The following is a 13,045-nucleotide window of genomic DNA, read 5'->3' as shown; positions in this document are numbered from 1 at the left end:
GACGGCAGTCGACCACCGTCGGCCGGACAGCCGGCAGCAAGCATCAAAGATCGCGCAGGCTCTCCACCATGCCGTCGGCGCCGACCGAAAGCAGCTTCAGGGTATTGGTACCGCCGCCCTGACCGACATGGTCGCCGTGGGTGAGTACCACGCGATCGCCTTCGCTCAGGCGGCCCTGCGCGAACAGCTGCTGCACCGCAGCGCGAGCGGTAGCCGCCGAATTCTGGCCCACGTGCGCAACAAACTCGACCGGTTGCACATCGCGCAGCATCAACATGCGTCGACGCGCACCGGCCAGCGGCGACAGTGCATAGATCGGCACCGCGGTGCGGTAGCGCGACAGCCATTGCGCGGTGGCGCCGGACTCGGTCAGCGCCACAATGGCGCGCACACCGAGCTCGCCGGCCAGCAGCATCGCGGCCAGCGCGATTGCCTGGTCGGTGCGATCCAGCCGGTGCGCCGCGGTGGTCAGGTCTTCCTTCGGCTCGAACTGGCGCTCCGCGCCGAGACAGATTCGGCGCATCGCCGCCACCGCCTTGTCCGGATGCGCGCCGGCGGCGGTTTCCTCCGACAGCATCACCGCGTCGGTGCCGTCGATCACCGCATTGGCGACATCCAGCACCTCGGCGCGGGTCGGGATCGGCGAACGCACCATCGACTGCAGCATCTGCGTGGCAGTGATCACCGCCCGATTGCGCTGCACCGATTCGCGGATGATCTTCTTCTGCAGGCCAGGCAATTCGGCATCGCCGATCTCCACGCCGAGGTCGCCACGCGCCACCATCACCACGTCGGAGGCGTCGATGATCTCGCCCAGTACCGGGATCGCGTCGGCGCGTTCGATCTTCGCCACCAGCGCCGCGCTGCCGCCAGCCTCGAGCAGCAGGCGACGCGCCTGGTGCATGTCTTCGGCCGAGCGCACGAACGATACGGCGAGGAAGTCCGCACCGATTTCGGCAGCCAGCTTGATGTCGGCCTTGTCCTTGTCCGACAGCGCCGTGACCGAGAGTCCGCCGCCCTGCCGATTGAGGCCCTTGCGATTGGACAGCTTGCCACCGATCAGCACGCGGCAACGCACCTCGGCACCAACCACCTCCAGCACGGTCAGCGCGACCAAGCCGTCGTCCAGCAGCAGCACGTCGTCGGCATGTACGTCGTGCGGCAGTTCGTAGTAGCTGACGCCGACCCGCGTGGCATCGCCGGCCGGCGCATCCGGGCGGCAATCGAGAACGAACAACGCGCCGTCGGCCAGTTCCACCGGCCCGTTCGCGAACGTCTCGATGCGGATTTTCGGACCCTGCAGGTCGGCCAGAATGCCGACCTCGCGGCCGGCCGCGGCCGCGGCGATACGCACGGCGTTGGCGCGTGCGCGGTGATCGTCGGGCTGGCCATGCGAGAGGTTCAGGCGAACCACGTCGACGCCTTCGGCGATCAGTTTCTCGAGCATGCCCGGCGCATCGGTGGCGGGGCCGAGGGTGGCAACAATCTTGGTGCGGCGTAGTGGCGTGTCGGTCATGTCGCCGAGGCTAGCAGATGCAGGACGGTTCGCCACCCTGCATTCGTATGCAATGCGCTACACGTCACTGCCATCGTATGCGCCGGTCGGATGTTACGTCTCGCGTCTACGGCGTGAGTGTGAGGTTGAGCACCTCGGCCAGGCGGCGGCCACCTTCGCGCAGGCGCATTTCGGCCACCGGCAGCTCGGCATCGACATAGGCCTGACCGATCTTGTGGTCAGCCGGATAGAAGCCGGCTTCGGCGGTGATCCGGCAGGATTCTTCCGCCCACTGTGCGTAAGGGTTGTCGAGCGGCGCGATCGGCAACGGCATCGATACCGGGCCATGCGCATCGAGCGTCTGCGCATACGCCTGCACGTCGAGGCCACGGGTTTTCAGCATGCCCGAATCCCACACCCGATGCAGGTTGCTGCCCTTGCCCTCGAACTGCACCTGATAGGTGTTGCCGCCCTTGTCGTCACGCGAGCCGGCATGCAGCGGCTGATGGATGTCGCCGGCGAAATGCACCACGAATTTCAGCGCCTCGAGGCGGGCAGCATCCGACTGGCTGCGATCGCCCAATACATCGACATAGTGCTGCAATCCCGCGACCACGCATTTGCCATCCTTGCAGTCGCGCGGCGGCGTGTAGTTGCAATCGCCGGTGCGGAAATCGATGTAATGCAGCGGACGCGTCTGCTTCCACAGCACCGCCTGTGCCGGGTCATCCTGGATCTGGTCCGGCCAGCTGGAGATATCGGCCAGCGAGTGGGTGTGATCCGGCGCCAGCAAGCGTTCCACCTCGGCCTCGGCGGCCGGGCTCAGATGCCGCTGCGCCAGTTCGGCCACCACGCTGTGGCCGAGCGGCCCCCACGCCTGCACGGGCGCAACGATCAGACAGGCGAGCAAGGCGGTGGTGAGGCGGCGGGTAGCTGACATGCTTGAGGATTCCTGCAAATGAATCGCTGGAGTCTGCCACAACCGATTGACCGCTTGGCAAGCCTCGTCTGCGCGACGCGGCGATATCGGCCGCCTCTTTCTCCGCGCATTCGACTCGCTGGACATGGTCAAGCACCGGGCCCGGTTTGGCTGTAAAATCGCGCTTTTGCCGGCCGCCTGCTGCGGTCACATGTTCATTTTCATCTGTTCATTCCCATCTGGAGGACGCCCCTCATGACCATCAAGGTCGGCATCAACGGCTTCGGCCGTATCGGTCGCAACGTGCTGCGCGCTGCCGTGCAGAACTTCGGCAACGACATCGAAATCGTGGCGATCAACGACCTGCTCGAGCCGGACTACCTGGCCTACATGCTCAGCTACGACTCGGTGCATGGTCGTTTCAAGGGCGATGTCAAAGTGGAAGGCGGCAACTTGGTGGTCAACGGCAAGACCATTCGCCTGACCCAGGAGCGCGATCCGGCCGCACTGAAGTGGGGCGACGTGGGCGCCGACGTGGTGATCGAGTCCACCGGGCTGTTCCTGGACAAGGTGACGGCGCAGAAGCATCTGGACGCGGGCGCGAAGAAGGTGATCCTGTCGGCGCCGTCGAAGGACGACACGCCGATGTTCGTGTTCGGCGTCAACGACAAGAAGTACAACGGCGAGGCGATTGTTTCCAACGCCAGTTGCACCACCAACTGCCTCGCCCCACTGGCGAAAGTGCTGCATGACAAGTGGGGTATCAAGCGTGGCCTGATGACCACCGTGCACGCCGCCACCGCGACGCAGAAAACGGTCGACGGCCCGAGCAACAAGGACTGGCGCGGCGGTCGCGGCATCCTCGAGAACATCATTCCCTCCTCGACCGGTGCAGCCAAGGCCGTCGGCGTGGTGATTCCCGAGCTCAACAAGAAACTCACCGGCATGTCGTTCCGTGTACCGACGTCGGATGTTTCGGTGGTCGACCTCACCGTCGAGCTGGAAAAGCCCGCCACCTATGCGGAAATCTGCGCCGAGATGAAGTCGCAGAGCGAAGGCGTCCTGAAGGGCATCCTCGGCTACACCACCGACAAGGTCGTCGCCACCGATTTCCGCGGTGATGCGCGCACCTCGATCTTCGACGCCGAGGCCGGCATCGCGCTCGACGACACCTTCGTCAAGCTGGTCAGCTGGTACGACAACGAGTGGGGCTACTCGAACAAGTGCCTGGAGATGGTGCGGGTCGTCGCAGCCAAATAAGGGTGCCCTTTCCCGAGATAAAAAACCGCGCCAACTGGCGCGGTTTTTTATGGATCGAGCTGACCGTCGTCGACCTCCACGAAACCAGCGCAGCGGCGACATGCCGCACGGGTCAACCGCGGGTACGTCCTACCATGGACGGCATGGACACCTCATCCACCCTCGACGAAGCAGGCATCACACGGCTGGTCGACCGCTTCTACGACAAGGTCCGTACTGACCTGCTGCTCGGCCCGGTATTCAACACGGCCGTGCATGACTGGGACGAGCACAAGCAGTTGCTGACGTCCTTTTGGTGTTCGGTGGCATTACGCGCCAACAGCTACCGCGGCAATCCGATGGGCGCCCATCGCGCTCAGCCGGCGATCCGCCCCGAACATTTCGAACGCTGGCTGGCGCTGTGGCGAGAGACCGCACCCGAAATACTGGATGAAGCCGGCACAGCGCAAATGATCGAGTACGCCGAGCGTATTGGCCGCAGCCTGCGCCTGGGTCTGAATATTCCGGAACATCCGCAAGCACGACCGCTCGGCATCCCGATCGTGGGACAGCCTCGAAAATAAATTCGCAACGCGTGGGCTGGGTTGCCCACGCGTTGCTCAAAGCATCAGCTCAACGCAGCTAGGGCCGCGTCGTAGTTCGGCTCATCCGCGATCTCGCCGACCATCTCGGCATGGATCACCTTGTCGTGCTCGTCCAGCACCACGACCGCGCGCGCAGCCAGACCCGCCAGCGGGCCGCTGGCAATCGCTACGCCGTAGTCGTTGAGGAACTGGTGCCCGCGCATCAGCGACAGATTGACTACCTGACTCAGCCCTTCGGCGCCGCAAAAACGTGCCTGCGCAAACGGCAGGTCGGCCGAGATGCACAGCACCACGGTGTTGTCGAGCTGGCTGGCCGACTCGTTGAAGTGACGGACGGACATCGCGCAGGTCGGCGTATCGACGCTCGGAAAAATATTCAGCACCTTGCGCTTGCCCGAAAACTTCGACAGCGTGACGTCGGACAGATCACCACCGACCAGGCTGAACGCCGGTGCCGGCGTACCCACCGCCGGAAACTGGCCGTCGATGCTGATTGGCTGACCCTTGAGCGTGACGTTGGACATGTTGCACCTCGCGAGAAATAAAGGGCCTACAAGTAGAACATGGCCGTGGCCAGAAAGACGAGGCCAATATCAGGCCGGTATCACCCGACAGGCATGTCGAAGCCGTGTGAGCCGGATATGGGCCACGCCGGTACAATCACGTCTGCGATCCTGCCCAGTCACCCCATCGTCCGTATGCGCAATCCCCTGCAAGAACAGCTGCTCAAGGCCGGCCTGGTCAACAAGAACAAGGTGGCCCAGGTGGTGCGCGAGCAGACCAAGCAGCGCCAGGGTAAAACGCCAGTGGCGCCCACCTCCGAGCAGGTCGATGCTAAGCGGCTGCAGGCGGAGCGTGCCGAACGCGATCGTGCGCTGGCGGCCGAGCGCAACGCGCAAGCGCACGCCAACGAGCAGCGCACCCAGATCCACCAGATCGTCGAGAGCCAAAAACAGAAACGCGAAGGCGAGATCGCCTACCGCTTCACCGATGGGGAGAAGATCCGTAGCGTGCTGGTAAATGAGGCGTTGCGTGCGCAGCTGGCCAGCGGCGCGCTGGTGATCGTGCGCCACGATCAGGGCTACGAGCTGCTGCCCCGCGTCGCCGCCGACAAGGTTTACGCCCGCGATGCGGCGATGATCGTGCTCGACCATGGCCGCAGCACCGACGCCGGCAGCGATCACGACGATGAGTACTACCAGCAGTTCCAGGTACCGGACGATCTCATCTGGTAGCGATTGCCCACCCGTCCGGGGGTTCCTGTCGGCCATGCCATCGCCGCGCCACTCGCCATGGCGCGGCTTCACCACCCGCCGATAAAGCACGTGTTGTTACATGACAGGATCCGACGCGTGCCCTGTCAGCCAAGGCATCAACCCTGGTATGGCGCGATCTGCTGCTCGATCGAACCGAAGATCGAGGCCCCGCCGGCATCGGTGATGTCGATCTTCAGGCGGTCACCAAACTTCAGGAACGGCGTGCTCGGCTTGCCGTCACGCAGGGTTTCCACCGTGCGCTGCTCGGCCAGACAGGAAGCGCCCTTGCCGGTGTCCTCGTTCGCGATAGTGCCGGAGCCGACGATGGTGCCGGCGGTCAGCGGCCGCGTCTTCGCCACGTGCGCCACCAGGTCGGCGAAGCTGAACTGCATGTCGACACCGCACTCGGCCTCGCCGAACCACGCACCGTTCAACCAGGTGCGCATCGGCAGGTGTAGCTTGTCGCCCTGCCACGCGTCGCCCAGCTCATCCGGCGTCACCAGTACCGGCGACAGCGCCGAACGCGGCTTGGACTGAACAAAACCGAAGCCCTTGGCCAGCTCGCCCGGGATCAGTCCGCGCAACGACACGTCATTGATCAGGCCGACCAACTGGATATGCTCCGACGCCTGCGCCGGCGTCACCGCCATCGGCACGTCGTCGGTGATCACGATCACTTCGGCCTCCAGATCGATGCCGTAATCCTCGCTCTGCACCACCACCGGATCGCGCGGGCCGAGAAAGCCGGCGCTGGTCGCCTGATACATCAGCGGATCGGTGTAGAACGACTTCGGCACCTCGGCGCCGCGAGCACGGCGCACGCGCTCGACGTGAGGAAGATAGGCCGAGCCATCGACGAACTCGTAGGCGCGCGGCAGCGGCGAGGCGAGTGCCGCCATGTCCAGCGCAAATGCGCCGCTGGCGTTGCCTTCGTTCAATTCATCCGACAACGCGTTCAGTCGCGGCGCACTGTTGGACCAGTCGTCGAGCGCGGCCTGCAATGTCGGCGCGATGGCGCTGGCCTTCACGGCCTTCGTCAGGTCACGGCTGACCACGATCAGCGTACCGTCGCGGCCGCCTTCCTTCAGACTTCCCAGCTTCATGCGTTTCTCCAGACTGAACGGTGCGGCGGCTTACGCCTGCGACGGATCGAAATGCTTGCGGATGCCCTGCCAGCACTCATGATAGTTTTCCTGCAGCTGCGCCGAATCCAGCGCCTGATGCGTGGGTCGGATCACCTTGCGCGTCTCGAACATGAAGGCCATCGTGCCGCCGATGACGTCCGGCTTCGACAGGTCAGCGACCGAGGCTTTCTCGAACGTGGCCGCATCGGGCCCGTGCCCGCTCATGCAGTTGTGCAGCGAGGCGCCACCGGGCAGGAAGCCTTCGGCCTTGGCGTCGTACACGCCGGTAATCAGACCCATGAATTCGCTGGCCACGTTGCGGTGGAACCACGGCGGCCGGAACGTATGCTGCGCCACCAGCCAGCGCGGCGGGAAGATCGCCAGGTCCACATTGGCGGTGCCTTCCTGCTCGCTGGGCGAGGTCAGCACGGTGAAGATCGACGGATCGGGATGATCGAAACTGATCGAGCCGATCGTGTTGAATCGACGCAGATCGTATTTGTACGGCACGTAGTTGCCGTGCCAGGCGACCACGTCCAGCGGTGAATGACCAATCTTCGCCGACCACAGCGCGCCCTGGAACTTCGCGATCAGCTCGAACGCGCCCTCGACGTCTTCGTACGCCGCGTGCGGGGTGAGGAAATCGCGCGCATTGGCCAGGCAGTTCGAGCCGATCGGGCCCAGATCCGGCAGCCGCAGCAAAGCGCCGAAGTTCTCGCAGATATAGCCGTGCGCCTCGCTGTCCACCAGTTCCACACGGAAACGCACACCACGCGGAATCACCGCGATCTCCTGCGGCTCGACGTCCAGCACACCCAGCTCGGTGGCCAGTCGCAAGGCACCTTGCTGCGGCACGATCAGCAGCTCGCCGTCGGCGTCGTAGAAAAACCGCCCCTGCATCGAGCGATTCGCCGCATAGACATGGATGCCCACGCCGGCCTGTTCGGCCGGACCACCGTTACCTGCCAGCGTGACCAGTCCATCGACAAAATCGGTCGGCTGGGACGGCATCGGCGGTGGATTCCAGCGCAGCTGGTTCGGCGTCGCCGGCGCTTCGTCGAAGCGATTGTGGAAGGTCGCATGCGCCAGTGGCTGGAACGGCTGATGTACGGCCGCCGGACGGATCCGGTACAGCCAGCTGCGACGGTTGCTGTGGCGCGGCGCGGTGAATGCGGTGCCGGACAACTGCTCCGCATACAAGCCATGCGCCACCCGCTGCGGCGAATTCTGCCCTACCGGAAGCACGCCAGCGATCGCCTCGCTGGCGAACTCGTTGCCGAAGCCGGATTGGTAACCGTTGCTGACGATCGTCGCCATGAGGACAGATCCTTACAGGAAACCGCGCTTCATCTGGTCGCGCTCGATCGACTCGAACAGCGCCTGGAAGTTGCCTTCGCCGAAACCTTCGTTGCCCTTGCGCTGGATGATCTCGAAGAAGATCGGACCGATCGCGTTCTGGGTGAAGATCTGCAGCAGCTTGCGCTGTTTGGTCTCCAGGTCGGCATCGATCAGGATCTTGTTCTTCGCCAACCGCGCCACGTCTTCGCCGTGATTCGGCACGCGCACGTCGATCACCTCGAAGTAGGCGTCCGGCGTGTCCAGGAATTCCACACCCGCCGCGCGCATCTTCTCCACGGTGGTGTAGATGTCGTCGGTGAAGCAGGCGATGTGCTGGATGCCTTCACCGTGGTAGGCGTCGAGATATTCGTTGATCTGGCTCTTCGGGTCGCTGGATTCGTTGAGCGGAATGCGTACGACGCCATCCGGCGCGGTCATTGCCTTGGAGACGAGGCCGGTCTTGGCGCCCTTGATGTCGAAGTAGCGGATCTCGCGGAAATTGAACAGCCGCTCGTAGTAGTCCGACCACTTCTGCATGTTGCCGAAATACAGGTTGTGGGTGAGGTGGTCGATGAAGGTGAGGCCGAAACCCTGCGGGTTCTGCTCGGCGCCTTCGATCGGTGCGTAATCGGCGTCATAGATGCTGCCGGCGCTCCCGTAACGGTCGATCAGGTACAGCATGCAGTCGCCGATGCCCTTCACCACGGGCGCGTCGACCGCCTTGCTGGCAGCCTTGTCGCTCACCACCTCGCCACCGTTGCCGAGCACGGTCGCAAGCACTTCAGCAGACGGCTTGGTGAAACGGATCGCAAAACCGCAGGCGCTGGGGCCGTGCGCCTTGGCGAAATCGGCGGCAAACGAATCCGGATCTTCATTGAGCAGGAAGTTCACACCGTTCTGCCGGTACACGGTGATCGGCCTTGCCTTGTGCTTCAGCACGGCCGTGAAGCCCATACGCTTGAACAGGTCGTGTAGTTCGCCGGCACGTCCCGCGGGTGCGGCGAACTCGACGAATTCGAAACCGTCGATGCCCATCGGGTTCTCGAAGGTAGTGACCTGCATGCCAAGGTTCGGCTGGGCGTTCATGGCAATCTCCTCATATCGATTACGCCATTCATGGCGCTCTCCTGTCTGTCGGTGCACGATGGCCGGCACGAGAGCGTGCCACCATCGGGATAATCTCTACGTTATAGTTACATATGAAACCATTTGCAAGGAACACCGCCGCAATGCCTGCCAAGCGCCGCCCTGTCCCCGCCACTGCCGAGCACGCCCCGTTGCAGCTGGAGCATTTCCTGCCGTACCGGCTGTCGATCCTGTCCAACACGATCAGCCAGGCGATTGCTGACGACTACCAGCGCCGCTACGACATCTCGGTGACCGAATGGCGGGTAATGGCGGTGCTGGCGCGCTTCGATGGCCTGTCCGCACGCGAGGTGGCGGAGCGCACGGCGATGGACAAGGTGGCGGTGAGCCGTGCTCTGGCGAGCCTGGTCCATGCCGGCCGGGTCAACCGGACCACCCACGATGATGACAAGCGCCGTTCAGTGCTGAGTCTCACCGAAGCGGGCTGGACCATGCACGACGAGGTGGCGCCAATGGCGCGGGCGCGCGAACGCGAGGTACTGGCCAAACTGGACGCCGACGAACGCGCCTGGCTGGCGCGGATTCTGGACAAGTTGCAAGGCTGAGAAGGCCCATCAAGATATGGTCTTCGATGGACTCTTTTGTTATCCGCCTTGACGTGGGCAAGTGCCATCCGATCGGCGCTTTGGGGGCATAATCGCAAAAACGGCAGGCGTGGCACCCTGCGGGCGCCACCGAAGTTCCAATGGCTGTGAACACGGTCGGATCGGGGCCCGTGGACCTGCGCTCCGACAAGGGGAGCCGAGCGTGCTGCTGCGGATCAACCTGATACTGCTTGTCGCCTTCGCACTCGGCATGTTCGCGATCTCCCTGATCGTGACTTCGACGCTGCAGGAAAACGCGACGCGCGAGGTGCTTGCCCAAGCCGGCTTGATGCTGGATAGCGCCGCGGCGATTCGCTCGTACACGGAGACCGAGGTTGGGCCGCTGCTCGACGACAAGATGGTCAGCGCGTTCCGCCCGCAGAGCGTGCCGTTCTATGCCGCGACGCAGAACTTCCTCACGCTGCACAAGGAACACCCTGACTACTCCTACAAGGAAGCCACGCTCAACCCGACCAATCCACGCGACCGCGCGACGGACTGGGAGGCGGACATCGTGCAGCGCTTCCGCAACGACGCCCCCACCAAGCAAGTGAGCGGGACACGCGACACCCCGATGGGGAGAACCCTGTTCATGGCACGCCCTATCCGCGTCGAGCCCGGGTGCCTTGGTTGCCACAGCCTGCCTTCAGCGGCACCTGCAACCATGCTCGCACGCTATGGCAGCGACAACGGGTTTGGCTGGCAGCCCAACGAGATCGTTGGCGCGCAAATCGTCTCGGTGCCGTTCGCCAGCGCCGAGTCCAGCGCCGGACGCGTCAGGCGCGACGTGCTGACCGCTATCGCCGCGATGTTCGTCAGCCTGTTGCTGATCGTCAACGCATCGCTCTATGTGCTGGTCATCCGTCCGGTGCGCCGGATCGCGCGAATCGCCGACCAGGTGAGCCTCGGCGATACCTCGGCCGCAGAATTTCCGAGTGGCGGAGGGTCTGAGGTCACGGCGTTGTCGGCCGCCTTCAACCGCATGCGCAAGAGCCTGGACAAGGCGCTGCGGATGCTGGGCGACTGAGCCATGACACACGACATCTTCGTCAGCTATTCGCAGCCGGATCGGGAAGCCGCGTTCGCTCTCGTCCAACGCCTGGAGGCACGCGGCATCGGCGTGTGGATCGCGCCGCGCGACGTCTCCCCGGCGGCCGACTGGGCCGCCGAAATCATCGATGCGATTTCCAGTGCGCGGCTGATGGTTCTGGTTTTCTCCGGCAGCAGCAACGACTCGGGCCAGGTACGGCGCGAAGTCGAGCGGGCCGTGCACAAGCAATTGGCCATCCTGCCGTTCCGGATCGAGGATGTGCTGCCATCGAAGAGTCTGGAGTACTTCCTCAGCGCACAGCACTGGATGGATGCGTTCCCGCTACCACTCGAGCCGCACATCGATCGCCTGTGCGATTACCTCGATACAGCCCTCGGCGGATATGTCGCCCGCGACCTCCCATCCGAACAGCGGCCATCGCGTGTCACCGTGCCGGCAGATGCCACTCATCCGGCCGCCAGCGTCGATGCTGCGCACTTGCGCCTGCTGGAGGCTGAACTCGTCAGGCGCATCGGACCCGTGGCCGGACACCTGGTACGACGGGCCACGCAGGGTGGCGGCGATCTGGATGCCATTGCGCAGCGCCTCGCACTAGAAATTGATGGCGAGCCGGAACGCCGGCTATTCCTTGAAGCCTGCTGGCGTATCGGCAAGGGCAAATAGCGGACGCGGCACCGTGCGTGCCCCGTTCTCAGCACTCACCGCACGCCGTGCATCAGCCGGTTGATGAGCGGCGAGATCAGCAACAGCAGCACGCCGGAGCCGGCCAGCAACCAGAAGCTGAAAGTGAAGCCGCTCAATGCCGAAGTGGCAGTCATGCCGCTGTCGCCGCTGATATGCCCGGCCAGCAGCCCCGACAGATTGCCGCCCACCGCCAGCGACAGAAACCAGCCGCCCATCGCCAGGCCGACCAGCCGTGGCGGCGCCAGCTTGGTCACCATCGACAGACCGATCGGCGACAGGCACAGCTCACCCACCGTCTGCAGCACGTAACACAGCACCAGCGGCCAGAACGGAATCAGCCCAGCCGCACCGAGCAGTCGCGACAAGGCATACATCAGTACCGCAAAACCCAGCCCATTGAAGATCAGGCCAAGGCCGAACTTGCGCGGAATCGACGGTTCGCTCCGGCGCGCCGCCAGAAAACTCCAGACCACGGTGACAATCGGTGCCAGCACGATGATTGCCAGCGGACTCACCGACTGGAACCAGCCGACCGGGAACGTCCAGCCACCGAACATCTGCCGGTCGACCAGGTTCTCCGCCAGGAAATTGAACGAGGTGCCGAGCTGGAAGTAGAACATCCAGAACAGGATGTTGAAGGCGAAGATGATCAACATCGCCACCACGCGATCCACCTGCACCCGACCATGCCTGACCGCCTCGACCAGCAGCATCACCGCCACGCCGGCAAAAAGCACGCCCAGCATCCATGACAATCCGGTCGTGACGAACGCCAGCAGCAGATACACCAGCGGCACCGCCACGATCATGCCCAGCAACACCCACACCACGCGCATCCGGCCGGCGGCCTCCGGCGCAGGCCGACCCACACCCTGCAGGCCGCGCCGTCCGAACCAGAACCAGAACAGACTGAGCAACATGCCGACGCCGGCAGCACCGAACACGATCCGGTAGTTCTGCTGCATCGGCGTGTCAGTGAAATAGCTGGCCATCCAGCCGGTCAGCAGCGGCGCCAGCAACGCACCGCCGTTGATGCCCATATAGAACAGCGTGAAGCCGCGATCCCGACGCGGGTCATCGCGTCCGTACAACTGCCCGACCATGGTGGAGATGTTCGGTTTGAACAGCCCGTTGCCGACGATCACCATCGCCAGGCCGACCAGGAAGATTTCGCGACTCGGCAGCATGACGACGAACAACCCGAGCGCCATCACCAGCGCACCGAGCAGGATCGAGCGCTGGTAGCCGATGACCTTGTCCGCCACGTAGCCGCCGAAGATGCTGGAGGCGTAGATGAGCGCGGTATACGCACCGAAGATGCTGCTCGCCCAGGCCTGGCCGGAGGCGTCGCCGTTGTAGAAATGCGCCACGATGTACAACGCCAGCGCCCAGCTCACGCTGTAGAACGCGAAGCGCTCCCAGAATTCGGTCATGAACAGCATCCACAACGGGCGTGGATGACCGAGCATCTGCGGATAGTTCGGTGCGGCGCTTGTCTCGACAGCCTGGTTCATGGGTTCCCCTGCATGGTCCCGGGGCGGCGCGACGTGCGCGACCCGGCATCATGATTCATGTCGGAAGGTGTAACCGCTGCTCGCGCGCGG

The 13,045-nt window shown here is 64.0% G+C and carries 13 protein-coding genes; 6 read left to right on the top strand and 7 right to left on the bottom strand.

What is annotated here, in order from left to right; translation table 11 throughout:
* Window positions 1-43 precede the first annotated feature (43 nt).
* Window positions 44-1,516, bottom strand: a complete 1,473-nt coding sequence (gene pyk, locus B0E48_RS12775) for a pyruvate kinase (RefSeq protein WP_077518531.1) — start codon at window positions 1,514-1,516, stop codon at window positions 44-46.
* Window positions 1,517-1,622: 106 nt separating this feature from the next.
* Window positions 1,623-2,435 carry a S1/P1 nuclease gene (locus B0E48_RS12770; RefSeq protein ID WP_077518530.1) on the bottom strand — a complete coding sequence of 271 codons (813 nt, stop codon included), beginning with the start codon at window positions 2,433-2,435 and terminating at the stop codon, window positions 1,623-1,625.
* 234 nt (window positions 2,436-2,669) lie between these two features.
* Between B0E48_RS12770 and gap the strand changes: the two genes are divergently transcribed.
* Window positions 2,670-3,674, top strand: coding sequence for a type I glyceraldehyde-3-phosphate dehydrogenase (gene gap / locus B0E48_RS12765; RefSeq protein WP_077518529.1), 1,005 nt, complete (start codon window positions 2,670-2,672; stop codon window positions 3,672-3,674).
* Entirely contained in the window at window positions 3,620-4,237 is a 618-nt protein-coding gene (locus B0E48_RS12760) for a group III truncated hemoglobin (protein ID WP_343124610.1), read from the top strand. The genes gap and B0E48_RS12760 overlap by 55 nt, the downstream gene beginning before the upstream one ends.
* A gap of 44 nt (window positions 4,238-4,281) precedes the next feature.
* Here B0E48_RS12760 and tpx read toward each other — a convergent pair whose 3' ends face one another.
* Complete coding sequence (tpx, locus tag B0E48_RS12755; protein ID WP_077518528.1) at window positions 4,282-4,782, bottom strand: thiol peroxidase; 501 nt, start codon at window positions 4,780-4,782, stop codon at window positions 4,282-4,284.
* Window positions 4,783-4,956: 174 nt separating this feature from the next.
* Here tpx and B0E48_RS12750 point away from each other — a divergent pair, with 174 nt between their 5' ends.
* Window positions 4,957-5,493, top strand: a complete 537-nt coding sequence (locus B0E48_RS12750; protein WP_077518527.1) for a DUF2058 domain-containing protein — start codon at window positions 4,957-4,959, stop codon at window positions 5,491-5,493.
* 137 nt (window positions 5,494-5,630) lie between these two features.
* Here the strand turns inward: B0E48_RS12750 and B0E48_RS12745 are convergent, their stop codons facing one another.
* Genes B0E48_RS12745 through hppD form a run of 3 tightly spaced genes read right to left on the bottom strand, consistent with a single transcriptional unit; the run spans window position 5,631 to window position 9,062 of the window.
* Complete coding sequence (locus B0E48_RS12745; RefSeq protein ID WP_077518526.1) at window positions 5,631-6,617, bottom strand: fumarylacetoacetate hydrolase family protein; 987 nt, start codon at window positions 6,615-6,617, stop codon at window positions 5,631-5,633.
* Window positions 6,618-6,647: 30 nt separating this feature from the next.
* Complete coding sequence (hmgA, locus tag B0E48_RS12740) at window positions 6,648-7,955, bottom strand: homogentisate 1,2-dioxygenase (protein ID WP_077518525.1); 1,308 nt, start codon at window positions 7,953-7,955, stop codon at window positions 6,648-6,650.
* A gap of 12 nt (window positions 7,956-7,967) precedes the next feature.
* Window positions 7,968-9,062 carry a 4-hydroxyphenylpyruvate dioxygenase gene (gene hppD, locus B0E48_RS12735; RefSeq protein WP_077518524.1) on the bottom strand — a complete coding sequence of 365 codons (1,095 nt, stop codon included), beginning with the start codon at window positions 9,060-9,062 and terminating at the stop codon, window positions 7,968-7,970.
* Window positions 9,063-9,205: 143 nt separating this feature from the next.
* Here hppD and B0E48_RS12730 point away from each other — a divergent pair, with 143 nt between their 5' ends.
* The 3 genes from B0E48_RS12730 (at window position 9,206) to B0E48_RS12720 (ending at window position 11,420) form a co-directional block, all read left to right on the top strand.
* Window positions 9,206-9,667, top strand: coding sequence for a MarR family winged helix-turn-helix transcriptional regulator (locus tag B0E48_RS12730; protein ID WP_077518523.1), 462 nt, complete (start codon window positions 9,206-9,208; stop codon window positions 9,665-9,667).
* A 202-nt stretch (window positions 9,668-9,869) separates the two neighbouring features.
* A complete protein-coding gene (locus tag B0E48_RS12725) occupies window positions 9,870-10,733 on the top strand; it encodes a DUF3365 domain-containing protein (RefSeq protein WP_217318030.1) in 864 nt (287 codons plus the stop codon).
* A 3-nt stretch (window positions 10,734-10,736) separates the two neighbouring features.
* Window positions 10,737-11,420, top strand: a complete 684-nt coding sequence (locus B0E48_RS12720) for a toll/interleukin-1 receptor domain-containing protein (RefSeq protein ID WP_077518522.1) — start codon at window positions 10,737-10,739, stop codon at window positions 11,418-11,420.
* Window positions 11,421-11,455: 35 nt separating this feature from the next.
* Here B0E48_RS12720 and B0E48_RS12715 read toward each other — a convergent pair whose 3' ends face one another.
* On the bottom strand, window positions 11,456-12,955 hold the full coding sequence (locus B0E48_RS12715; RefSeq protein ID WP_077518521.1) for a peptide MFS transporter: 1,500 nt from the start codon (window positions 12,953-12,955) through the stop codon (window positions 11,456-11,458).
* Between the last annotated feature and the right edge of the window lie 90 nt (window positions 12,956-13,045).

The sequence above is a fragment of the Rhodanobacter sp. C03 genome (assembly GCF_002001175.1).
In the GTDB taxonomy this organism is placed as follows: Bacteria; Pseudomonadota; Gammaproteobacteria; order Xanthomonadales; family Rhodanobacteraceae; genus Rhodanobacter.
The sequence above is the reverse complement of the archived record's forward strand: the minus strand, read 5'-3'. Positions and strand labels throughout refer to the sequence as shown.